The 24,024-nt window shown below is 53.7% G+C and carries 21 protein-coding genes and 1 riboswitch; of the genes, 2 read left to right on the top strand and 19 right to left on the bottom strand.

All coding sequences use genetic code 11. From position 1 onward, the window contains the following. Positions 1 to 22: 22 nt before the first annotated feature. From CJP46_RS04885 to CJP46_RS04865, 5 genes are all read right to left on the bottom strand, one after another. Complete coding sequence (locus tag CJP46_RS04885; protein WP_094594447.1) at positions 23 to 1,831, bottom strand: LTA synthase family protein; 1,809 nt, start codon at positions 1,829 to 1,831, stop codon at positions 23 to 25. Positions 1,832 to 2,016: 185 nt separating this feature from the next. Then, positions 2,017 to 2,997, bottom strand: coding sequence for an aldo/keto reductase (locus CJP46_RS04880; RefSeq protein WP_094594446.1), 981 nt, complete (start codon positions 2,995 to 2,997; stop codon positions 2,017 to 2,019). A gap of 150 nt (positions 2,998 to 3,147) precedes the next feature. Then, a complete protein-coding gene (locus CJP46_RS04875) occupies positions 3,148 to 4,062 on the bottom strand; it encodes an SDR family oxidoreductase (protein WP_094594445.1) in 915 nt (304 codons plus the stop codon). A 213-nt stretch (positions 4,063 to 4,275) separates the two neighbouring features. After that, positions 4,276 to 5,235 carry an AraC family transcriptional regulator gene (locus CJP46_RS04870; RefSeq protein WP_094594444.1) on the bottom strand — a complete coding sequence of 320 codons (960 nt, stop codon included), beginning with the start codon at positions 5,233 to 5,235 and terminating at the stop codon, positions 4,276 to 4,278. A 72-nt stretch (positions 5,236 to 5,307) separates the two neighbouring features. Continuing rightward, complete coding sequence (locus CJP46_RS04865) at positions 5,308 to 6,318, bottom strand: oxidoreductase (RefSeq protein ID WP_094594443.1); 1,011 nt, start codon at positions 6,316 to 6,318, stop codon at positions 5,308 to 5,310. A gap of 216 nt (positions 6,319 to 6,534) precedes the next feature. On the opposite strand from CJP46_RS04865, the gene CJP46_RS04860 reads away from it, so the two are divergent. Together CJP46_RS04860 and CJP46_RS04855 are read left to right on the top strand one after the other, a co-directional pair. Next, complete coding sequence (locus tag CJP46_RS04860; protein ID WP_094594442.1) at positions 6,535 to 6,969, top strand: Lrp/AsnC family transcriptional regulator; 435 nt, start codon at positions 6,535 to 6,537, stop codon at positions 6,967 to 6,969. Positions 6,970 to 7,043: 74 nt separating this feature from the next. Then, positions 7,044 to 7,415, top strand: coding sequence for a hypothetical protein (locus CJP46_RS04855; RefSeq protein ID WP_094594441.1), 372 nt, complete (start codon positions 7,044 to 7,046; stop codon positions 7,413 to 7,415). On the opposite strand, the gene CJP46_RS04850 is transcribed toward CJP46_RS04855, so the two are convergent. The 14 genes from CJP46_RS04850 to CJP46_RS04780 form a co-directional block, all read right to left on the bottom strand. Then, a complete protein-coding gene (locus tag CJP46_RS04850; protein WP_094594440.1) occupies positions 7,412 to 7,894 on the bottom strand; it encodes an NUDIX hydrolase in 483 nt (160 codons plus the stop codon). The genes CJP46_RS04855 and CJP46_RS04850 overlap by 4 nt on opposite strands. A 103-nt stretch (positions 7,895 to 7,997) precedes the next feature. Beyond that, positions 7,998 to 8,870: a sugar phosphate isomerase/epimerase family protein gene (locus CJP46_RS04845; RefSeq protein ID WP_094594439.1), complete on the bottom strand. Its 873-nt coding sequence runs from the start codon at positions 8,868 to 8,870 to the stop codon at positions 7,998 to 8,000. Between the two features lie 25 nt (positions 8,871 to 8,895). Further along, positions 8,896 to 10,179, bottom strand: coding sequence for an alpha-L-fucosidase (locus CJP46_RS04840; protein ID WP_094594438.1), 1,284 nt, complete (start codon positions 10,177 to 10,179; stop codon positions 8,896 to 8,898). Positions 10,180 to 10,588: 409 nt separating this feature from the next. Then, positions 10,589 to 12,091 (bottom strand): carboxylesterase/lipase family protein, encoded by a 1,503-nt coding sequence (locus tag CJP46_RS04830; RefSeq protein ID WP_094594436.1) that lies wholly within the window; start codon positions 12,089 to 12,091, stop codon positions 10,589 to 10,591. A gap of 145 nt (positions 12,092 to 12,236) precedes the next feature. Further along, on the bottom strand, positions 12,237 to 13,052 hold the full coding sequence (gene thiD / locus CJP46_RS04825) for a bifunctional hydroxymethylpyrimidine kinase/phosphomethylpyrimidine kinase (RefSeq protein ID WP_094594435.1): 816 nt from the start codon (positions 13,050 to 13,052) through the stop codon (positions 12,237 to 12,239). After that, positions 13,049 to 13,897 carry a hydroxyethylthiazole kinase gene (thiM, locus tag CJP46_RS04820; protein WP_306431029.1) on the bottom strand — a complete coding sequence of 283 codons (849 nt, stop codon included), beginning with the start codon at positions 13,895 to 13,897 and terminating at the stop codon, positions 13,049 to 13,051. Before thiM ends, thiD begins: the two co-directional genes overlap by 4 nt. After that, entirely contained in the window at positions 13,894 to 14,592 is a 699-nt protein-coding gene (gene tenA, locus CJP46_RS04815) for a thiaminase II (protein ID WP_094594434.1), read from the bottom strand. Before tenA ends, thiM begins: the two co-directional genes overlap by 4 nt. A gap of 136 nt (positions 14,593 to 14,728) precedes the next feature. Then, positions 14,729 to 14,834: riboswitch (TPP riboswitch) on the bottom strand. A gap of 132 nt (positions 14,835 to 14,966) precedes the next feature. Then, positions 14,967 to 15,293, bottom strand: coding sequence for a YrdB family protein (locus CJP46_RS04810; RefSeq protein WP_094594433.1), 327 nt, complete (start codon positions 15,291 to 15,293; stop codon positions 14,967 to 14,969). Between the two features lie 104 nt (positions 15,294 to 15,397). Further along, positions 15,398 to 16,120: a class I SAM-dependent methyltransferase gene (locus CJP46_RS04805; RefSeq protein WP_094594432.1), complete on the bottom strand. Its 723-nt coding sequence runs from the start codon at positions 16,118 to 16,120 to the stop codon at positions 15,398 to 15,400. A 592-nt stretch (positions 16,121 to 16,712) separates the two neighbouring features. Then, the gene (locus CJP46_RS04800) at positions 16,713 to 17,642 is read right to left on the bottom strand and encodes a serine hydrolase domain-containing protein (protein WP_094594431.1); all 930 of its coding nucleotides are present in this window, start codon (positions 17,640 to 17,642) and stop codon (positions 16,713 to 16,715) included. 149 nt (positions 17,643 to 17,791) lie between these two features. Next, positions 17,792 to 19,351, bottom strand: coding sequence for a response regulator transcription factor (locus CJP46_RS04795; protein WP_094594430.1), 1,560 nt, complete (start codon positions 19,349 to 19,351; stop codon positions 17,792 to 17,794). Next, positions 19,329 to 21,236, bottom strand: coding sequence for a sensor histidine kinase (locus CJP46_RS04790; protein WP_094594429.1), 1,908 nt, complete (start codon positions 21,234 to 21,236; stop codon positions 19,329 to 19,331). Before CJP46_RS04790 ends, CJP46_RS04795 begins: the two co-directional genes overlap by 23 nt. A 91-nt stretch (positions 21,237 to 21,327) precedes the next feature. After that, positions 21,328 to 23,034 (bottom strand): type 2 periplasmic-binding domain-containing protein, encoded by a 1,707-nt coding sequence (locus CJP46_RS04785; RefSeq protein ID WP_094594428.1) that lies wholly within the window; start codon positions 23,032 to 23,034, stop codon positions 21,328 to 21,330. Positions 23,035 to 23,119: 85 nt separating this feature from the next. Then, the gene (locus CJP46_RS04780) at positions 23,120 to 23,944 is read right to left on the bottom strand and encodes a carbohydrate ABC transporter permease (RefSeq protein ID WP_373557970.1); all 825 of its coding nucleotides are present in this window, start codon (positions 23,942 to 23,944) and stop codon (positions 23,120 to 23,122) included. Positions 23,945 to 24,024: the final 80 nt, after the last annotated feature.

Raw genomic sequence — 24,024 nt, 5'->3', positions numbered from 1 at the left:
TGGTGAGGGCAATAGTCAATCCCTAGTACAGCAAATCCTTACCGTACTGCTCTCCCTCCAGCATATCGTAAACCACAAGCTTGTAATCGTTCAGCAGCGACTGCTGCTCCGGTGTCAAAGCAGCGATCACGGCGTTATCTTTGCCGATTAACACGCTTTTGTTCAAGCCGGGAATTTCGGACTTCACCTTCTCCAGAAGCTTGTAATACGTCGGCATGGTTTGGCCGGACAATTCAAACACCGTCGGTCCGATAAAAGCCGGACTCATCGTGCCTGGAGACTTGCTGCCGATATCAAAGTTGGCCAAATAGATCAGCTTCGTCTCATGCTTCAGGCGCGGGTTGTCGTTAAATCCCGCCTGGGCATACACGCCGGAGGACAAGGCCGGCAGATGGTCGCCCCAGAACGCGACGATCGTCGGCCGCTGAATCGTCTTCAGCTGCTGGCTCAAGTAAGCCACCGCCTCATCCGTCAGCTTGGTGTCATGCGTGTACGTTTCCAGCTCGTCTTTGTATTCCGATTTGACGCCAGAAACCGTAATCGTGTTCGAACCGTTTAATCCCTTGGTGAACGGAAAATGGTTCTGCATCGTCACCAGGTGCAGGAATGTCGGCTTGCTCGCCGATTTCAGCTCACGGACCGCTTCCTGTACGGCGGCCATGTCGGAAATGTATCCGTTAGGCGTATACCGCTTGGCATTCGGCAGATCCTTCTCGCTCGTGAATTGGTCAAAGCCGAGTATCGGGTACACCCGGTTGCGGTTATAGAACGTGTCATCAAACGGATGCAGCGCAAGCGCTTCGTATCCCCGGTCCTTCAGAATGCTCACGATGGAAGGAAGCGAGGACATTTTGACGATCCGCTGCTGGTACGGGATCGACCCGTCTTTCAGAAAATACATCGAAAGCCCAGTCAGCGCCTCGAATTCCACATTGGCCGTGTTGCCTCCGAACTCAGGGGACAGCAGAAATCCATCCGGCGTCGATTTGGCATTCTGGTGAATAAACGTCAGCGGATCCTCGCTGAACGTATAGGACGGCATCCGGGTCGGATCAAAAAAAGCCTCATCCATCATATACATAATATTTGGCTGTTCTACCGATTTGCCTGTCGGCGTATTGGCAAAATCGCCGTATTTTTGCGCGATGGCTTCGATCGCTTCCTTACTGTAACCATCCGGTTTTTCGATCATATTCTGCATCAGGTTGCCGGCAAAGGCATACACGAACCCGTTCTGGGCATAGTTGACCTTCTGGTTCCACGGAATGTTCTGATACTTCAGCGATGTAGCCAGCGCGTGCTGGCCGCCGACCATTTGAATAAATCCGCCGACCGCCACCACCGCGATGACGCCCAGCGTGATCCGCAGCGGGAGACGGACCTTAACCTTCGGAAGCTTCAGCATCAGATAGATCAAGGCCGCAACGATCAGCACCGACACGATGACTGCTATCGGTGAGATCATCCCCTTCGTAATTTTCGTCATTTCCTGGGCGTTCTTGATCTGCATCAAATCCCATGGAAACAGGGGCTCGCCCGTAGTGGACAGCTTCTCATAATTGGCGATTCCGAGGATCATACACACCAGAAAAGCGATCAACGCTCCCGTATAAACGTTCGGAATGAGCATGGCACAGACCAGCAGCACGAAGAAGAAAAACAAACTGCCGGACAAATAAAGCCAATAGTATTGGGAAATCCAGTTCAGCACGCTTCCAATATTCATCCCGAGCGAAGCCGCCTGCATAAAGAAATTCAATATAAAACCGCCGAGCAGCAAGGAGAAAAGGGTTATCCCCACCCGCTTGGACGGCACAAATAATTGGCGCACGGTATCACTCCCATCTGTTCTCAAGCGAACAGTATACGCCAATTATCTTAAAAAAACATTAAAATCATACGAAAATTTAACATTCTCTTCATACTGGCATTACATTTCCGTGAAATTCATGAAATGGAAAACCCTCACGAAGCATATCGTGAGGGTTCAATCCTAGGTATCTAATGCAAAACTTATTACAAGCTGTTCAAAATCCCATCGATTTCTTGCATTTGCCGGGCGGTTAAAGGCCCGAGGGAAACAGCACCTGCCAGTTCCTCCACCTGCTGTCTCGTTTTAAAGCCCGGAATCGGGATAGCGGCATCGCTTCTGGCCCATAACCAGGCAAGGGCTCCTTGTACCAGTGTCCGCTCGCCGCTCGTCAAGATTTCTCTGACGGCGTCAAGCTTCTCAATGAACTCGGGAAGGGGGCTGCCGTCTTTAAAGTACCTTACCCAGTCATGTCCGCTGCCCCTGACGTCGGTATTCGGCAGGCTTGTCTCCGGCCGGAATTTGCCGCTCAAAAGTCCCATCGCCAGCGGCGTGTTGTTAATGCTTGCAAGACCCAATCGCTCGCAAACGGCCAATACATCATGGTTGTCATGGAAAATATTTTGCTCATGCTGAATGGCGGCCGCATGAGATCGGCTGGCGAAAAATTCGGCGTTCTCGGCATCGCCCGTACTCCACCCGTAAGCCCTGATAAGCCCTTCACCTCGCAGACGTTCCAGCGGATCGATCACGGACTCCATTTCTTCGCGGGTCAAGGAACCCGGATGAATCTGAAACAAATCGATGTAGTCGGTCCCAAGTCGTCTGAGCGAACGCTCGCAGGCTGAGCGGACATAGGAGGGCGAGACGTCGTAACGCAAATGTACTTCCCTGTTCGCGGCGTCCTGCAAAAATCCGAATTTGGTGGCGATGACCACTTGATGGCGGCGCCCCTTGACCGCGCGCCCCAGCACTTCTTCACTATGTCCGGTCCCGTAGGCGTCGGCCGTATCAAAAAAGGTCACTCCCCTGTCCAGTGCAATATGGATCGCCGCCTCCGATTCCGCATCATCCACCTCGCCCCATCCGTCGGGCAAACCGCCGAGCGTAAAATTCCCGCCAATCGCCCAGCAGCCGAGCCCCAGCGGACTTACGGGGATGCCGGATGTTCCCAAGGTTCTGTTCATCTTGATTTCCTCCCTTTTCGCTTGTGTACAGCTTCATTATAATAAGGGAAGTGGCTTATGATTAGAGCCAATACATGCGATTTTGTAGGAACCAATTTAAATGCAAACTGCCGACAAGGTTTGTCGACAGTCTGATCCGGATCGTCCGAGTCACTCGTTTGTAAAGTAATTCCGAGCGATGTCAGTAATCAACCCGGGCTGCATGGGAGACCATCCCAATTGCTCTTGGGTCCGGGTGCTTGAGGCCGGGTTGTCCATCTTTGCCATGGCTGCAAGAAAACCGAAGTGTTCGTCAGCCTCCTCGGGGGAAATGGCTGTCACCGGCACTTCAAGGTGTTGGCCAATGACATTAGCGATATCTTGAAACGGTATCCCTTCTTCGCCAACACCGTGCAGCCGTGCGCCGGCGGGTGCCTTTTCCAAGGCCAACCGGAACAGATGCGAAAGGTCGAGAAGATGTACAGCGGACCAGCGGTTAGAACCTTTGCCTAAGTAAGCCGAGACGCCTTTGGACTTGGCAATGTGGATGAGTGCCGGGATGAAGCCATGATCCCCTTTGCCGTGTACGGACAACGGGGGCCGCACCACCGATACTCGCACACCTCGTTGGGCGAATGACAGCGCCGCCTCTTCGGAAGGGATTCGAAGCGCAGCGAACGACTGTGAATCCGTGGTGTCTTCTTCCATTGCGAGACGGCCCGGTCTAAGAAGGGCGGTACCGGATGTGACGATGAGGGGCCGATTCGTTCCTGCGAGCGCTTCACCCAACGTCTCGATCGCTCGCCGGTCCGCTTCGGCGGTGTCTACAAAGTTCGTGGTTTCGGAAAAGTTGTTAAAAGCCGTGTTAAATGCAGTGTGAATGACACCATCCGATGCTTCGGCGCCAGCTTTAAGACTGTCGAGATCGTTGAGGTTGCCGCGCTTCACCTCGATTCCGGCGGCGGTCAGTGCTTCGGCGGATTTGTCTGACCGGGCAAGCCCCACGACCTGATGCCCGGCACCCACGAGTTCGCGGACGACGGCGGAACCGATAAAGCCTGTTGCTCCTGTAACAAAAACACGCATAGTAAAGTCCTCCTAAAGCTGTAGAGTAGTTTAGCTGCTTGCATCTCTTGCGGCGGTGATCACTTATCCCGATGCCGCTGATCCAGCGCTAAACTTAGCATAGTCCACAGCTCACCCAGACCTTTGCCTAATCCTCGCCACTCTTTGCCTGATATTCTGGAACGCTTCCCGGATCTGATCGAACCCCGGCCTCACCTGCACGATACCATTTGGTCAATCCATGATTAGTTCTCTTTGACGCAATCTGGAAACGTCCCTTCTTGGCGGGCGTCCGAAATAAGCGCTGTAATCCCGGCTGAACTGGGAGTCGCTTACATACCCTACAAGCCGGCATGCAGAGGTTGCGTCCATTTGGCGAGATAACATCAGATGCCGTGCTTCTTGAAGGCGCAGCGCTTTTTGGTATTGCAGCGGGCTCATCGAAGTGACTGACTTAAAATGCTTGTAAAAAGTGGACACGCTCATATGCTCCAATTCCGCTAAGTTCTCAACCTTTATTTGCTGTGAAAAATGGTCTCGGAGCCAAGCAATGGCCTTCACCACAGGCTGCATTTCCGAGTCGGCAAAACCCATTTCGGCAACATGAACGCCGACGGGGCTGCGCAGAAGCCGAATTAAAATCTCATCCACCGCGAGTGGAGCTAGCAATTCGGCATCGCCGGGGTGAAATAGATACTCTATCAATCTCGACATCGTCCTTACGATGCCTAAGTCTGCGTGAGTGACGTAGCATGCGCTCCGTTCATGAATTGGAGGCAGTCCCTGGGGATACACTTTCAGGACCAACTCGGCGATTCTTTGCGGATCTAGATCCAGTCTGACACCGAGCAGCGGTTCGGAATGACTGGCTTGTGTGGTCTGAACAGCAACCGGCAGGGCTGCGGGAGTCACAAACATATCCGATTGGCCGATTCGATGAACTTCCTTCCCGACCGTGATGTCCTTGGCTCCTTGCACAACGATTCCCAAAGAGGGCGAGTAAAAGGTTTTAACGTTGTCCATGTCTACTCGTGAATAGCGGCCGATGAACAAACCAGGGATGCGCTGATCAAAGGCACCGTCATGTGGAGCATATAGGTAGATCAGCTGTATCAGCCGGGCTGTTTCGGCTTCGAGCGTTCTCCCGGCGTCAGGAAACGCCGATGGAACCGCATGTTCATTAATTAGCTGCATCGTTTTTAACAACTCCTCGTATCATATACTTCCTCCCTTAACGATAGCTTCGATACTCTTTCATCTCAAGGCTCAATTAGAATTAACGCCGACGGTTTCCGTCTCAGTGGTAAAAAAGGTGCTGCGAATATACTCCGGATTGTCCAGCAGCGGCCGGCCAACGGCAATAAAGTCCGCCAGTCGATCGGATAGGATGAACTCGGCAAGCGCTCTGGTGTAAATTTTACCTACGGCAATGATGGGAATGCTCACGTATTGCTTTATAATGGAGGCATAGGGTACCTGATATCCGTCCGGCGTCGCGGCAGGATTCACCGGGAGCAGGCCTCCGGAAGACACATCCACGGCATCGAGCAGCGGTTCCAGGGAGGCGGCGATCTGCGCCACATCCACGGGGGCAAGACCCCCTTCGACAAAATCGGACGCAGATACGCGGATCATCACCGGATAGTCGTCTCCCACCTCTAATCGGACGGCCTCCAAAATGTCACGGAGAAAGCGCGTCCGCTTTTCCGGCGATCCGCCATATTCGTCCGCACGGTGATTGGACAGCGGGGAAAGGAACTGATGCACCAAGTGGCCGTGTGCTGCATGCACTTCGATGCCGTCAAAACCGGCCTCCAGACTTCTTCGGGCAGCCTGCCGGAAATTTTCGATCTCGCTCTGGATATCCGAGAGACTCATTTCTTCCGGAATCCCATATTCGTCATCGTAGGCAATCGGACTGGGTGCAAGCAGCCGCGAACCCCCATTTTTCCACGACTTTCTGCCGCCGTGCGTTAGCTGAATAAAAATCGGCGTTTTTTTCGCGTGAACGGCTTCGACCACTTTCTTCAAAGGGGCAACATGATCATCCGTAAAAATGCCGATGTCATTGCCGAACAGCCTACCGTTCGGTGACACCCCGGTCGATTCCAGCATGACCATCGCGGCCCCGGCGGCAAGCCGGCTGTAATGGTTCACGTGATAATCGGTGGCGAACGCCTCAGGCGTGCCCTGGTTCTGCTGCATTGGGGAAACGATCAGTCTGTTGCTCAGACTCAGCCGACCAATATATTTTTCGCTATATAGTATGGTTTTCATCGTTAACTCCTCCTAGGACTCTTTCGTTTGGATTTCTTAATTCCATTGTAAGAGCATCCGCGGCTTCGTTACATACCAAAACCAAGTTATTCCTACCATCATACTTTGAATTTAAAGTTTGACGGCATAGCGGAATTTAAAATTGAAAGTCCTGCCCAGGAACCGGATCTGCAGCTTGATCCGCCTGATTTTTCGAATGAGGAAAGGAGTCCTCCTATGGACCAAATCGACTTGAGCATATTAGATATTCTGCAGAAAGATGCGCGGATTTCCATTTCCGAGCTGGGCCGCATGATCAATATGTCCGGACCTGCCGTGACTGAGCGGATTCGCAAGCTGGAGGATAAAGGCGTCATTCAGTCTTACCGTGCCGTTCTGTCTCCTGAGAAAATAGGCAAACCGATCACCGCATTTATTCTTGTGCAGGCGAATCAGTGCAACGCGCTGACTGAATTTTGTGCGCAGTCTCCCGATGTGCTTGAACTTCACCAAATCAGCGGCCAATATAACTTTATCCTGAAAGTGGTCGCGGCTTCGATGCAATCCCTGGAGGAGTTCCGAATGGCCTGCAGCAAGTACGGCTTCACGCAGACGATTACCGTGCTGTCGACCACGTTTGATTCCAAAGGTTTTGCGCTGAACGAACCATAAGCATTCGATCGAATCATAAGCGACCGATTATACCATACGGCGTTTCGTTGCGCTGAAAATGGGGGGGACTGAACATGAAGAACAATGATCGCAAGCCTACGCCCTATTTCGAACATGTAACTCAGGGAACAGGCAAAGAAATAAAGAAGCACGATTTGTCCGGTTTGATCTGGCTAGATGAAGAAATGACGTTTGATTCGATGTATGAAGCCCAAGTATGGGCCTTAGACGAACCCTATAACAAACTCGGCTGGGAGTATGACGGATACCGGACGACCGATCCGAAGATCGCCGGCGCATTGGTATGGGAGCTGATGAAGGCGAAGACTGCGGGTTACGCTAAGCGTGAGGTGTATGCCGACGAGCAGTACGTTGATAAGACAATCATCTACCGGGTATGGGTAAAATGGACCCGCCCCGAGCCCGGGGCGTTACATTCGAATTAAAGAGTTCTTTGCAGCTTGACCTCAAACGCCGGTTTCGTGACGTACTCCATATAATGGATTTTACCGGTAAAGTCCAGGTAAGCCTGAAACCGGAGGCGGATGGCCGGCGCGGTTACGAGGTCGAGCACCTGATTTTTCGGAACCCAGCGACTGTCCGAAGTCTCTTCGGATGTGCACAGTTCCCCTCCCGTCGGAATACAAACAAAGTCCAGCATCAACTTGGTCGGAACCGGGGTTTGTCCATCATGCCACAGGTAGCTGCCCGTATTGGAATACACCCCAACCAAATGAGACACTTCGGTATCGATTCCGCTCTCTTCTTTGATTTCTCTGGTTAGGGCATCGATCAAATTTTCACCATTCTCCACCTGGCCGCCGGGAAAAACCCATCCGCCGTGGCGTGTCTTGACCAGCAGGATGTCCCCGCTTCCGTTCTCGACAAAGCCACCGACGGCTCCGATATGCGTAGGCATCATCATGAAAAAAACCTCCTGAAGGATGGAATAAGCTAGTCGTTTCTGTAAAAAAGCAAGGCTGCCGGGGATGTCCGGCAGCCTTCTGTTCTTTTCCTAATCGGGTACTTTAGACTTCATCCCAGATCCGCTTCAGGTTTTCAAGGCCTAGCTTCGTGCCTTCGCGACACTCCTCCATGCCCTCGAACTCCAGCGTAATGTATCCGTCGTAGCCGGATTCCTTGATCAAACGGAGTACCCGCCGGACGTCGATATCCCCCTGACCGAAGATGGACCCCCGCAAATAATTGCCGTGAGAGGTGAGAAACCAGTCGCCGCCTCCCGGGTTTTGGTCCGCCGGGCGGATATAGAAATCCTTCACGTGCACTAGCGATGCATAGGGTAAATTCCGTTTGACGCCGACAAGCGGCTGCTCGTCGACGCAGAGGAAGTTGCCGATGTCGAGTGTCGTTTTGAAATTGGGACGGTCGACGGCCTGCAGCACGCGCTGAACACGGTCGCTGGCCTGCACACTCATGCCATGATTCTCGACTGTGGTCGTGATGCCGAACCCTGCCGCATAATCGGCAATCCGCCGGCATCCTTCGACGATCTGGTCCAGATTGGCTTCGAGATAATCGATGCCCCGCTTCTCCGGTGGCAGCGTAAATGCCGTCACGTCATGGCGCATGTGCTTCATGCCCAATCGGTGGACCGTGTCTACATGCCGCTTGATCCGCTCGATTTCGGCTTCAAAAGCTTCCGGGGTGTCCTGCACAAAGTTCGCCGGCATCGAATAATTGGACAGCTCGATTCCTTTGGCAGCCGCCCGCTCCCGGACCGCGTCGGCCAGCTCGGGTTGATCCTCCAACGTAAACCCGTAAGGCACGATCTCCATATGTTCTCCGCCCTGCTCCGCGATCCAGTCGATGACGTCCAGAACCGTCATCTCTCCCGCTTTAATCGCTTGCAGAAGGCTGTATGTACTTACTCCAGGCTTCATTCGCGTGATCCCCCCTGTGTCTGTTTTATACTTCTTCCGTTAATTCCAGCTCGATGACCGTGTCCAGTTCATCCGGCAGATCGCCGCCGGCCAGGTGAATAAACGCGCCGCTTTCCGTATCCGAATATTGATCGGCCATCCAAGGCGTTTCCACGTGAAGCTCGCTGCCGTCAGACAAAAGGCGGGCCTTTCTAATCTTTCCTTTCAGCCCCTGGAAATAGATCGGACCGATGCCGCGGTCAAAAATATGGGCGTACAGCTTATTCCCTTTTTGCGTGTAACGGCCCCACTCCGGCTTTGGAAGGTTCGCAATCCCGCAGCCGTAAATGCTGTCTCCGTTCCGGCGCAGCCATTCACCGATCACGGACAGAATCGCCAGGGATTCCTTCGGAATTTCCCCTTTGGCGTCCGGTCCGACATTCAGGAGCAAATTGCCGTTTTTGCTGACGCATTCCACCAGCGCACGGATGACTTGTCTTGGGGACTTATAGTTTTTGTCTGTGGCGTGGTATCCCCAATGGTCGTTTAAGGTGATGCACGCCTCCCACGGAATCGGCTCAACTTGGTCATTCACGATGCCGCGCGGCGGAATAATTTGTTCAGGGGAAAAGAAATCGCCCGCGTATTCCTCCGGCTCTGCCGCCATAATATTGCCGCCCAGGCGATTGTCAATGACGATGTCTGGCTGAAGCGACCGGATCATCCGGATCAGCTCGGTGGCGCGCCACTTTTCGCCGGTCATATCATCATATGAGAAATCGAACCACATGATATCGATTTTTCCGTAGTTCGTCAGCAGTTCCCGGACCTGTCCGTGCATATACTCCAAATACCGGTCGAATTGCTCTTCCCGGTTCTTATACGATTCTTCGGCGCGCATCGGGTGCTGCCGGTCGCCGAAGGCAGGATAATCCGAATGGTACCAATCGATCAAGGAATAATAGAAACCGACCTGCAGCCCTTCTTCGCGAAACGCTTCGACATACTCGCGGATTAGGTCTCTTCCAGCCGGCGTATTGGTTGCTTTGTAATCCGTCAGCTCGCTGTCAAACAAGCAGAAGCCGTCATGATGCTTGGTCGTCAGCACGGCGTAGCGCTGTCCGGCTGCTTTGGCCGCTTTGGCCCATGCACGCGGATCATACAGCGTCGGATTAAACTCTTCAAAATAGGCCTGGTACTGTTCATTCGTGATGCGCTCCTGGCTCCGTACCCATTCTCCTCTGGCCGGAATCGCATACAATCCCCAATGAATAAACAGGCCAAAGCGGTCGTTCATTAATGTTTCCGTTCTTTCAAAACGCGGATTCATGCCCTATTCGCCCTCCAATAGCTGTTTTCTTGACTTGTGCCGCAGCAAATTAGGCAGCGTTCTTCACGACCCTGCCAAGCGGCACTCCCTTATTCTTCGTCCCGGCATCGGGGATACCCTTTTAATCAATCCAGCTTTTTTTCGGAGCAACCCAGGCATAACCGGAATTGCAAAATTTTGATCATCATAGTGGTAGCAAATAGGATGGACTTGGAGCAGAATCGGGAGAAAGAAGAAGCGGGGGCGCTGTGGCGAGCATTCACTCAGGATGATGAGATATCCCCCCCACGGAGAAGTAGAATTTACTTAGCCGTGAAGTCGCGAAATGTAATGAGCACCGTCATGGTTTATGAAAAAAAGGTCACGCCTGGATTGGATTCTCAGGGGTGACCTTTTTTACATCGGTTGCTTAGGATTGTTTTCCGTTAGTTCCGCCGGTCAGCATCCGCCGTTTTTCCGCTTCCGGATCACGGACAACCGTGCTGTCCGCCCCGAACACCATCGTCCATCGTTCTGCCGCATCGTAAGCGGGCCAGGACTGAGACGGCGTCGACGGCTGTCCACATTTGGCAAAAGTCGTCCAAGCCTCCTGCATGCGTTCCGCCAGAGTCCTCATCTCTTCGTTGACTGCCATACCTGCACCTGCGAGCAAGTCGAGATTGTTAAACACAAACGGAATTTCCGCCGAATGGAAGGCCGTTCCCAGCAGCGGGTCGCCCGGCAACATTGCATAGTCATAACGGTACATCCATACCGCCGCATACGGCAGTTGGGCTTCTGCGAACTGAAGGGCCGATCTCCAAAAGAACAGCTCGGTCATCGCCTGACGCTGTCCCGCCACGGTCGCCGGATACGATTCGATCCAACCCGCTGCTTCCTTCGTCCCGGTCACCACCGTATACGCGCGGGCGTTCTGTTCCTTCGTCAGCATCGGCATTCCCTCCGGTATAAAGAGTGCCCCCTCCTCCCGGTTCGTTCCGATCATGATTTCGATGCCGGCCGCGGAACCGGCGCCCACTGCTTCCAAAGGCGTCACGGGCAGCGACTTCCCGTCGACGACCGGCTGAAAGAGCATGACGGCACCGGCACCCGCCGCCTGCTTCAACTGGTCTGCCGCGCGGAGAATATCCTCGGCAGGCACTTCGTGCAGCCGTTCGAGCTGATCTTCCGGAATTCCAAGGATATCCAGCAGCCCCTTCGTCAGCAGCCTGCCCTGGCGGTCCGAAATCGCCTGGGAAGCTCCGCTCTGCATAATAGCCCGGCAGAACAAGCCTTGGGCCGCTGGCATGGCCAGCAGCGCCGCGATGCTCATGCTCCCCGCCGACTCCCCAAATACGGTCACCTGCTGCGGATCGCCGCCGAAAGCGGCAATGTTGTGCTTTACCCAGCGCAGCGCTTCGATTTGGTCAAGCAGACCCAGGTTGCTGACATAACCGTCTTCGCTCTCCCCCGAATATGGGGACAGATGCGCAAACCCAAGAGGACCCAGCCGGTAGCTGAGGCTGACGACAATCAAGCCGCCCCGGCGCGCCAGCACGGAGCCGTCATATACGGGCAGGCCGCCTCCTCCTGTAACGAAGGCGCCGCCATGAATCCACACCATGACCGGTAGCGGCTGCAAAGCCGGCGCGTCGGGAGCCCACACATTGACGTACAGGCAGTCTTCGGACTGCGGGATCTGATCCCGCTTCAGTCCAAACGCGCCGCCCGTGGGATTGACGCGCTGCGGCGCAAGCGGAACCGTCATGTCTCCAGGTCTGACGCCTGCCCATGGCCGTGCGGGAAGCGGTTTCCGGAAGCGCCGTTCGCTGACAGGCGGCTCGGCGTAAGGAATTGCCTTCCAGGTCCGCACGCCGTTCTGAATATATCCTTGGATCTGGCCATTGTGAGTACGGATGAGGAGATCGTCCAATTTGTTAACATCCTTTCTTGCGTTAGAGTCGTTCCTCCATTGTATCATTTAAAATTGGACAAGGCCTAACCGAAAGACGCATGAAAAAAACCTGTCTTTACAGACAGGTTCTGATCGCTTTTGAAACAGACAAATGACGTCCGTCTTATCTTGTCGCTCCTTCTTTGTGGCTGCGGTATGCCCAATGATTGGTCGGACCGCTCCCGCCGCCGATGCCGAGCGCGTTCTCTATGGCCGCCTGGATGAATTCTCGGGCCGTCCGTACGGCTTGGCTGACCGGTTCCCCTTTAGCCAGCCCAGCAGCGATCGCCGCCGAGAAGGTGCATCCGGTTCCATGCGTATGGCGCGTGTCGATCCGCCTTCCTTCCAAAGTTGAGAAGGACTTTCCGTCGAATGTGAGATCAACCGCCTTATCGGATGACTCCTCATGTCCGCCCTTGATCACAACCATCGCTGGACCGTAAGCTGCGATGCGGTAGGCCGCCTCGCAGCGCTCCTCCATTGACCGGATCGCCATCCCGGCCAGCACCTCCGCCTCCGGAATGTTGGGAGTGACGACGGCAGCCAGCGGAAGCAGCTTGTTCTTCAGCGCGTCGACTGCGTCATTCTGCAGCAGCCGTGCGCCGCCTTTGGCGACCATGACCGGGTCTACAACCACGTTCTTCCAGCCAAATGCGTCAATACGGCCTGCGACGGCTTCAATAATATCCGCGCTGAACAACATGCCGGTTTTGACCGCATCGACGCCGAGGTCGGTGCCCACGGCATCCATTTGTTCGGCAGCCGCAGCTGCGGGGAGCGGATATACGCCTTGTACCCCAAGCGTGTTTTGGACCGTAATGGCGGTAATGGCCGACATCCCGAATACGCCAAACTCCTGGAACGTCTTGATATCCGCCTGAATGCCTGCCCCGCCGCCGCTGTCGGAACCGGCAACCGTCAATGCTTTTGGAATGCTCATTGCACAAACCCTCTTCCTGCCGACTCCAGAAGGGCGGTAATGGATCCTTCCTCCAGCGGGTGCCGGTCCATCACGGACAACGCGTCCAGGAAAGCGATTTGGAAGCTTCCAGGTCCTGCAATGCCTGCCCGCTCAAATGCCCGGACGGCGGCTTCGCCGTAATACGCCAAGGCGGCCGCGCCGGCAGACAGCAGATCGGATTCGGCGGCCCCAAAGGCGGCGATCACCGATGTCAGCAGGCAGCCGGTTCCGGTGACTTGGGTCAGCATCGGATGACCGCCCCGGATCAAGTACCCTCTCGTTCCGTCGGTGATGACATCCTCTTTCCCGGTAATGGCAACAAGGGTCCCCAGGCGGTTCGCCGCACGCGCGGCCAAGGCAGCAGGAGCGGACTCCCCGGTCTCACCGGCGTCGACGCCCTTAATGGCGCCGGATTCGCCAATGAGATGGGCAACCTCAGCCGCATTGCCCCGGACCAGAGACACGCGCACCTCGCGCAAAATGCGCTGCGCAGCCTCCGTCCGAAATGCGGTTGCTCCCGCGCCGACGGGGTCAAGGAACACCGGAACGCCGTGTTCATTCGCCGATCGGCCGGCGATGATCGCAGCTTCCACCAATTCGCTGCCCAGCGTTCCGAGATTAAGAACGACGGCTTGGGCGATGCTGGCCATATCGGCCGCCTCTTCCCTGGCATAGGCCATGACCGGGGAAGCACCAAGGGCTAGCAAGCCGTTGGCCGTAAAATTGGTCACGACCACATTCGTCATATTGTGAATGAGCGGCCGCTGCTCTTTAATCCGTGAAGGAAGCTGGATGAGTCCGGACGGGAACATATCGGCCGTCATCGTCCCACTCCTTCCGCTGCAGCCATGGGGACCGGCCAATCCTCAAGCGTAAATGCCATGTCCCAGAACATGTATTCCAACTGACAGCTGGTCAGGAAATGCTCCATCAGCCGTCTTTTTCTCGCGGGCGGCAGCCCCTCAGCCCACTCGTCGAGAAGCCGCCGCAGCTGTACCGTCACACCGCTTTCCCGGTCCCCGTAAAAGTGCATCCACTCATAAAACGGATGGGATTTCTCCGGCTTAACTTCCGCGAGCAGCCGTTGACCGATTTCTGTGTAGGTCCATGGGCAGGGCAGCAGTGCCGCTACAATGTCCTCAAGTCCCCCTTCGTGGGCGACGTTCAGCATATGCCGGATGTAATGATTAGCCGATGGTGCCAGCGGATACCCCTGCAGGTCCTCATATACGACGCCGGCGACATCGCAAAAGTTTTGGTGAGGATGCGTTTCGCTGTTCAGAATAAACGAGATCTGTTCGTTGAACAGCGCGGTCGTCTGCCGGCAATCGCACCGGGATATGGCGATGCCATAGATTCGAATGTAGGCGTTTAAGTATTCAAAATCCTGCTTTACGTAGTGAACCAGCTGCTCCTTGGACAAGGACCCTTCCGCAATCCCCCGCACAAAAGGATGCTTGAAGATGGCTTGATAAATGGGATCTGCCGCGTGTCTCAGTTCTTCGGTAAACCGGGCCATGATGATGCACCTCCGTTAATTTGACGAAAATCGCATGCGGGAGCGCGGGGAAGCCAACAAAAAAAAAGCCGCCCCGAAATGGAGCGGCCGCTTGTTGCAGTATCCTGAATTCATTTCATCCGGAAGGTTGCGTATGTAAAGGCCTGCTCCACTTCCCTCCGCCGGTATTAACCGGATCAGGTTCAAAGGGTCCAAGCAATCACTTGTCTCAGCTGCCGTCCGCAGCTCCCCTAGTGGATTTTCGTATGATATTTTACAAGTTCATGATTAACTGTAGCTCCGATTAGCGGCCTTGTCAAACAAAAAAGCTGCCATCGTAATGCCGGGAAAAGTTTGCCGATCGTTTAAGTATATGTCCTTCCACCTGCATGTTTTCACCGTTTCAACGTGTAAGAAAGGATCATTTCAATGATGACGATAACGCCATAAATCAAGGCGGCCGTTCGAAAGCCTGATCCGTAGAGCGCTGCCGCGGCCAAACCGAATACGATCAGCTGCAGCAAGGCCCTTACGGGGAGCGTCACCGGGAAGGTGGCTTTCGGTGCGACATACATACCCCAAAAAACGGCAACGACGACCGGCGCTCCTATTCCAGCCACAATGCGGATCCACAGAGCAGTATCCAGTTTAAAGCCCCACAAGCAAAAGGCTGCCAGTGCACACAGCTCCATCAGAAAAAAGATAAGGTCGATCAGAATCATTGCCAAACCCTCCGTTTTGGGCCGCTAGGGCCAATGGAATGAAACCTTTCTCAGTACATCATCCAATCATTTCTTGCCTACCGCGGCAAAGAATAATTCCCCTCTCACTCCGGCTTGTGAGCTTTCACGATTAAAAAATGTGGACGATGCAGAATCCGCTGGTAGAAATCTGCCGCTTCCGGCAGCCGCTCCATAAACTCGGGAACCGGTCTTGGTTCGACAAGCCGATCCAGTATAAACCAGCTTGACGTCATATTGACGATTTCCTGCAGGGGTCTGCGGAAGAAAGTGACTTCAACGCTGCCTGCCTCTTTCTTCGTCCACCGGTCAACAAGCAGCTCCCGCGCAAAATAATCCGGTCTCTCAAAAACGGTAAAGTCCATAAACGGATGATGCACCGAAAACAAAAAGGTTCCTCCGGGCTTCAATACCCGCTGAAGCTCACGAAACAAGGGATCCCAATCTTCGATGTAATGCAGCGTAAGCGAACTGAGAATCAAGTCGAACTGATCCGCCTCGTACGGCAGCGGTTCGCTTAGATCGTGAACCCGAATCTCCGCTTGACCGCCGACTCTCCGTTTGGCCGCCTCCACCATATCGGGGCTAAGATCGATTGCCGATACCGCGGCCCCTCGGGAAACAAACTGCTCGGTATACCATCCTGCGGCACAGCCTGCATCAAGGACATGAAGTCCGGACATATCCGTTGGCAGCAGCTCCAACATGGCTGGACGCTCGTAATAAGCGTTGGCGCCGCTGTCCGTATCGGTATGCAGTTCATAGTCCTTGGCGAGCTTGGTATAAGCATCGAGCACCCTCTCTTTCATGCAACCACCTCCGTAAACTCGCTATTCACCACCATATTATACCAACCAACAGAAAGGTTGGATATAAATAAACCTGCTTTATGCAAGCCATGCAGAACTTTGTAGCGGCCGGATGCGTTATAAACGGTAATCACAGGTTTGAAAGCGAGGAATGTTTTTGTTAAAAGAACGTTTCTTTTTGGCTAACGTTATGTATCATCCTTACTTGCATACTGGATGCCTCCGGCCAGGGCTTGGCCAACATCATACTGATCCGGCTGAATCCCTTGCTTGAAGCATTGCTGCATAACCCGGTATATTCGGGCTGGTTGTGTGATCACGATACTGTTGTTATAAACAGCTACTTTATCCCCTTACGATTCCCGGCGTATCTCCTCTCCATCGTCACGGCAATCATACTCGGTGCGGCGGCAGATCTCCTCATTTACGGAATTAAGCGTGGATATGTTAGCCGCGCTTAGCCACTAGCCCCCCATGATGCTAAAACCTGGTTTCCATGCGGTCAACGTTAAAAGGCTACCTAACGGCAGCCTTTTTCTTTTTATATTCTTGCTTCAACGGGTCTACCCGCGTTCGCCGTGAACTTCTTCAGCTACAGAACGCCGGTAGTGCCAGCTTGCTGCAGGCATTGCAGGAGGGCGTTATTAAATAGATTTTGGTCGTCTTCATAACGGCTCGTATACTTATTCAGCATTCTGACACCCACAGCCTGATGCTCCGGGTAGACGACCACATGGCATCCTGCCGCTCCGGTAGCATAGAACCAGTCCGGCCGATGATACCAACCGAGGATGCGGCGATCCGGATTCATCGCTTTCAACTCGTCGCTGAGTCGATAAAATGCCGTAGGTATGAGCTGACGACCTCCCGCACTTCCCCGCTTCAAATGCAGGTAGCCCCACTTGGCCAAATCCCTTGTGCTGGCATACATGTTTCTTTCATGTCCCTCATGCGATTCCAGACGAACCGTGGCGTAACTTGGGTTGGTTGCATAATCGCAGACGAGCCCGGCTGTGGGCACGGCAGCCCATAAAGTTTCCGAACAGTTGAACGGCTCTAAAACGCGCTCTTCCAGAAACGCCGCAATGGACTTCCCTGACAGGGCTCTCACCACCAGCCCTTGAATCCCTTCCCTTTCCCACGCCTGATCATGAAAAAATTTAGGGCCGAACCCGGTTGCCAAATCGCTTAAAGTGAGCTGCCCCAAATCTTCACCGGGGTAATTGCTCAGCACTTCAGCAGCCGGGGTGGACATCGGGACGCCCTTGTCCAAAGCCGCCAGCGCCATCGCACAGCATATATACGTCTTTCGGGTAGAGTAGATGTTGAACAAGGAAGATTCCGTTACGGGAACCGCTCCTTCTTTATGATGATGGAACCCCTGATATTGCTCATAGACGATTCTGTCGTTATGTATGACCAGAATGGACGAAGCCGACGCACCGTAATCGGTGCGGGCCTTGCGGACAACTTCATTCAATGGCTCAAATGCTGCTTGGTCACGCACTCTGTCTAGACTCACAAATACCCCTCCTACTTAAACTTTATATAGGAATATATGTTCGCCATCATAATATCATTTCCCTGCTGCCCGTTCCTTTTTTATTTGCCCCTTTCCAGTTCTTAAACCAACCATTCGATGATTAGCAGCCGGCCAAGCAGGCTTTTGGTTCACCTCCGTCCGAGTGCACTCTGCTGCGAGCGGTATTCGAGCGGCGCTACACCTTCCATTTCCTTGAAGACGCGGGTAAAATGCTTCACATTTTCGAATCCGGCCTGTTCGCTGATTTCATACACTTTCAGGTCTGTACTGCCGAGCAGCTCCTTAGCCTTGCGAATCCGCAGCTTGCGCAAGTAGCTGACGAACGTCTCTCCCGTGTACTCCTTAAAGGCCTGGCTGAAGTACGAGTAGTTCAAGGAGACGTGGTTGGATACGACAGCCATGTTTAAGTTTTCGTGATAATGCTCCTCTATATAGGCGATGGCCCGCTGAATCTCGCTCTGGTCGAAATGCATGGACCGCATCCGTTTCACGTAATCGCTCAGCAGGAAGAGCAGGCTCTCCAAACTGTGGAAATAATCATGAAAATGGTTGAAGTTGTACAGATTCCCCACCTGCTTGTGGAGCTTCAGAATGTCGACGGATTCCTCACCATAAGTTTGAAACACCTGGTCGAATACATGCTCGTTAAAAGCATGGCTGATCCCTTCCAGATACCCGATATCATACTGAAGGATCGTCCGGATATCGAAAATATGCTGCAGCAGCCGGCTCAGTTCGGCATCCCGATCCAATCCGAGCAGGTTGGCCGTCTTCCGGATGTCTTCCAGCGGGATACGGTAGTCCGTCCGTTTGCCGGACAGTTCGGTGCTCCGGATGAGACCCGGCACGTTTTGGAACAAGAAGTATTTCAATGCCCGGCTGGCCTGCTGGTAAGCCTTCTTCACTTCTCCCGCTCCTGCCATCCGTTCACTGATGCCGGCCCGGATGGCGCTGGACGACTGCCGGTTGATCTCCTCACCCAGCCGGTTGAACGGAGCAACGGTGTCCGTAATTATAACGAGCTTACCGTCCTTGTCGTAAAAACGGATATAACGTTCGTCCGGCAGCCAGCCTAACATCAGGTCAACATAAGTGGTAAATTCGTCCCTGCCCGAATCCCGGTAAGGTTCCGGAACGAGGAAAAGCGCCGCGTATCCGCCCTCATCCAGCCACTCCAGCCCGGCCTGAAGGATCACATCCCGAATGGCATCCTCGTCCATGCCTTCCTGCAGAAAAAGATACTGCAGCCGGCTCACGGCATAATTTTCTTTCAGCGCCTTCGTTCCGCGCAGCTGATCGGCAATTTCATCCTTGCGGATACGCTCTGCGTTAAGGCGCCGCAGCGTCCGGAATAGCTCGTCACGTACGATCGGCTTCAGCAAGTACTCTTTTACGTTGCAGCGGATCGCCGCTTTGGCATACTGGAAGTCGTCATGGCCGCTTAGAATGACCAGATCCGTCCGCGGTTCGCGGTCCTGTATGCGGTTAATGAGCTCGATTCCGTCCATCACCGGCATGCGGATGTCGGTAATGACCAAGTCCACTTCCGTCTCGTCCATGACCTGAAGCGCCTGCTCCCCGTTCGCGGCGAAATGCAGCGCATAGGCGTCTCCGAACTCGCGGCGAATCATCGCTTTCAGGCCATCCCGGATATTTTTCTCATCATCAACGATTAGAAGATTGCACATGGGCAGGCACACCTCCCGCTAGAATTAGATAAGGCAGAGTCATCGTGACTCGCGTAAAACTTCCTTCGGCGCTTTCCACCCGGATCCCGTGCGACTTGCCGTAAAACATCACGATACGCTGATCGACGTTCCGCAGTCCAATGCCGCTGCTTTCCCCGTCGTTCAGCTCCTTCCGCATTTGCTGATATTCCGCGTCTTCCAGGCGGATCATCAGGTTGACCTTCTTCAGCTTGGACTCGGGAATCCCGTCGCCATTGTCGGAGACCTCGATTATGATGCTGTCCCCCGATACATAGGCATGAATGGCAATTTCCAGCTTTTCGCCGCCTTCGGAGCGGGAGCCCATTCCATGCTTTACGGCATTTTCGACGATGGGCTGGAGCGACATCTTCAGCACTTCCTGTTCCATATGAACTGGCGGAACGTTAATGTTGAGCACCAGGTTGTTGTCGTAGCGAATGTTCATGATAGCGATGTAGTTTTGGATATGCTCCAGTTCATCCCTCAGCCGCACATGATTGCTGGTCCACTGCAGATTGTAGCGCATCATGCGTCCGAGCGAGGTGAGCGCATCGGAAATCGTGTACTGGCCTTCTATTTCGGCGAGCATCTTTAAGTTTTCGAGGGTATTGTACAGAAAATGGGAATCGATCTGGTTTTTCAGCGACTTCAACTCCGCTTCCTTGGTCGCCGCCTGGCGGTTCACCGCCTCGACGATCAGCTCGTTCATCCGTTTGAGCATTTGGCGGAAATGATGTGCCAATTCTCCGATCTCATCCATGCTCGTAATGTCGATTTCGAAATTAAAATCGCCTTTGCGTACTTTTTTCATGGACTCCCGCAAAATGTTCAGCTTTTTCAGAATCAGGGAATGCAGGATATAGGACGTAGCCGACAGCAGGGCGATCAGAATAATCGTCGCAATGATAATCGTGTTTCGCCGTTTGCTGACGTCCGACAAAGCGCTTTTCAGCGAGACGACGTTGAACAGATAGCTGCCCAGCGGTTCCATATCACTCGGAATGCACAAGTACGGCGTCCCGTTATAGGTAAACGTAAACTCACGGTCGGTCTTTTTGCCGTGCTTGGCAAACTCGGCCATGATCGTTTCAACAGGGAGTGTTTGCAGCAGGCCGAGGGACGGGTTCGTGAATGCTTTGCCCTCCCGGTTCACCACGATCATTTGCGAACTCGTATCCTGAACGCTGCTGAAGGTTTTCATAAAAAAATTGTTCAGCTCCATCGTCACTTCCAGGATGCCGTTATGCCGATCGTTCGGATATTTGATCTCCCGCAGCAGCGTGACAAAATCGCCGACCTGGTCGCTGGCCACGGTGCTGTCCTTGATTACGTCCTTATTGGTCGCGCTGATCTCCCACCAGACCAGCCCGTTGCGTTGAAGGACTGTCTGGTACCAAGGTTTGCTCTTTATTCGGGATTCTTTGAAAATAACCGGCCAAAACTCCCTCACATTCGGGTTCTCCGTATACAGCCGGATGTTGGCGATGTTCGGATTGTTAAACAGGTAGTACTGGAAGCTGGAGAACGTTTTCATTTTAAAATCGATCAAATCGGCGGTATCCAGCTCCTCGCGGCTCTGCAAATACTCATTGATCTCGCTGTTGGAGATGGCCAGCTGGGCCGTCCGTTCCATCACCTGCATGTTGTTGGCCACGTTCGTCTTTTCGATCTCTAGAATATATTGGTTTTTCTTGGTCAAATCTTTGATCGTATTCAGGTATACCCCATTGAATAAATACCAGGAAACCAGGGTGATCGGAATCAAAATAATACAGATAAACGATAAGATCAGCTTCAATTGAATCGGCATCCGGCCGATGGCGGTAGACAGCCTGGCCATTCGATTCCGGGCAAGTTTGATCATTGCCGCAAGCACCACCCAGCCCAATTATGGTAATAAGCCTGAAAATCCGCGAGCAAAAAATCGCGGATTCCAGGCCTGTGTCAGGAGGCGCTTATTTGTTGAGCGCTTCCAGTTTTTGTACATTCTCTTCGTATGCTTTTTGACGATACGCGTCAATTTTGTCCTGTTTGTTCTTGTTGCGGTCTTCGACGTAATTGTTCCACATATCATCGAATTCGGCATCTGATTTGGCCAGCAGCAGTTTTGGCAGCAGCTTGCCCCAATTCCGTCCATTTTTGCTGCCGGCGATCCCCTCTTCGGACGTGCTCGGCGGATCCAGATTGTCGAATTCGGACATGCTGATCGATTTGCCCTTCGTCCAATCCGCCATCTGTTTCTGCGGATCGACGCCCGGCGGTGCCCACTGCAAGTTCATGTTCGTATCCATCAGCATCCAGTAGGTGTACGACGCGCCGTATTTCTGGTCAAACGCGGTACGGTCCGTGTTCAGGAGCTTCACGACATCCGGCAGGAACTGGTCTTTGCCGTCGATGTTGTCGTAGGTGACGCCTTTTTCGCCGAGGAACATGTCCTTATTGCCTTCCTCGCTGATCAGGTAGGTCAGGAACTCGATCGCCCGTTTCTTGTCTTTCACGTCTTTGGAGATCAGCGTCAGCGTCCAGCCGGAGATACCAGGGCCGGAGAGGGTCGGCGCTTCCTGCTTGGAGTTAGCTGGACCATTGATCGCGATGTACGCCGAATTCGGGTCCTTCTGGTACAGCGACATGTTCTGCGCATCAAAGTCGGAGCGCTGGTACAGCATCGCGAAGTAGCGGCCCTGCGCAATTTTTTCTTCCATTTGCGGACGCTTGTCGATGAAGATGTCCTTCGAGAGCAGTCCCATTTCGTTGGCCTTGCGGAACGTCTTCAGCCAGGAAATGTATTCGGGATCCAGGCGGCGGTCGTACAGCTTGCCGTCCTTCTGCTGCGGGATCGCCAGGAAATTCTGGAGATAGCCTTCGAGCGAGTAGTTGCCGGTCTCGCTGAATTCATGCAGCCCGAGCGGAATGAGCGGTTGGCCGTTCACATCCGGGAACTTCTCCTTCGCCAGTTTGAGCGCGTTCAGGAATCCTTCCGGCGTGCTCATATCCGGACTGCCGATGGCTTCATACATGTCCTTACGGACTTCGAACGTTTGGTTGGACGTAAAGTTCGAGCCGTACTTCTTGTAATCTTCAGGGGAGGAGGATGCGTTCGGATAACCGTAGATGCTGCCGTCCGGCTGCGTGTACCATCCCAGTTTTGCGGGGTCGGCCACCTTGAAGAAGTAAGGATCATACTGGTCGGCCAGTTCGTTCAGCGGAAGAACGAGCTTGCCTTCGATCATCTTCTTGACGGCTTCCTCGCTCCAGCCCAGCGTGATGAAATCCGGGAGCTTGCCGGAGGCGATCATCGTATTCAGCTTCTCGTTCTCATTACCCGCTGGAACGATAAAGTTGATGCTGACGCCCGTCTTCTTGGTGATATATTCGGCGGTCGCGTCCCCGCCCCATTTTTTATTGAACCAGGAAAAGTTCATGTACCAATCGAACGTGATCGGTGCGTTATCCGACTTCCAGCCCGGCTCATCCGGATTCGGTTTGGCTTCCCCGCCGTCCGTGGACGACGTGTTCTTCGCATCCGTGGTACCGCTTGTCGCGGCGGTACTGCCGCCGTTAGTCTCGCTCTTGCCGCCGGAGCAGCCCGCGAGGGACAGCGCCATGGTGAATACGACGGTCAGAGCGATCATGGAAGTCATGAGTCTGCGCGCTTTGCTCATTGATTCTAACCCCTTTTCTTTCATTAATCTATTAGCAATCCCGCCAGGCGGGACTGATAACCACGGATAAGCCCGGATTCCCCGGTTACTCCTTGATCGATCCGATCATGAAGCCTTTCACGAAATACTTTTGCAGGAACGGATACACGAAGACGATCGGCGCGGTAGTAACTACCATGGTGGCCAGCTTCAAAGACTGGCTTGTCACCGATACCGCCATCCCGCTTGGCATGGACGCCAGCATCTGGTTGGAGCTCGACTGCGCGACGACCCGGTACAAATACGTCTGGATCGGCTGCAAATTCGTGTCATTGATGAAGATCATCCCGGTAAAATAATCGTTCCATTGGTACACCCCGTGAAAGAGAGCGATCGTCGCCACCACCGGCATGGATACCGGGATGATGACCTTGTAGAAAATTTTAAAATCGTTCGCCCCGTCGATCTTCGCCGCCTCTTCCAGTCCTGGTGGAATCTCCCGGAAAAACGACAGGAAGATGATCAGGTCGAAAAAGCTGAACGCGGCAGGTATGATATACACCAGAAAATTATCCAGCAGATGCAGGTCGCGGATCAGCAGGTAATAAGGAATGAGGCCCCCGCCGAAGAACATCGTCACCGTGCCGATGAACATGTACAGCTTGCGACCGACAAGCTCCTTTCTGGAGAAGGCATAAGCGATCATCGCGGTAAAAAATACATGCACCGGCGTACCGATCAGCGTTTTAGCCACCGTGACCCCCATCGCGGTCATGATGCCCTCACTGCGGAATACGGCGTGGAAGCTTTCGAGGCTGAACTGCCTCGGCCACCAGTAAATGCCGCCCCGCATCGCGTCCGCCCCGTCATTAAAGGCGTTGACAATGACGTACCAGATCGGATACAGCGTGACGAAGCAGACGATCAGCATCAGCAGGGAGTTGAATACTTCAAAGATCGCGCTCGAAGCGCTTTGGCGTTTGAATAAATACACGAAAAGTCACCGCCGTC

The sequence above is a fragment of the Paenibacillus sp. XY044 genome (genome assembly GCF_002257645.1).
Classification (GTDB): Bacteria; Bacillota; Bacilli; order Paenibacillales; family Paenibacillaceae; genus Paenibacillus_AQ.
This window is presented reverse-complemented; position numbering and strand designations above follow the sequence as displayed.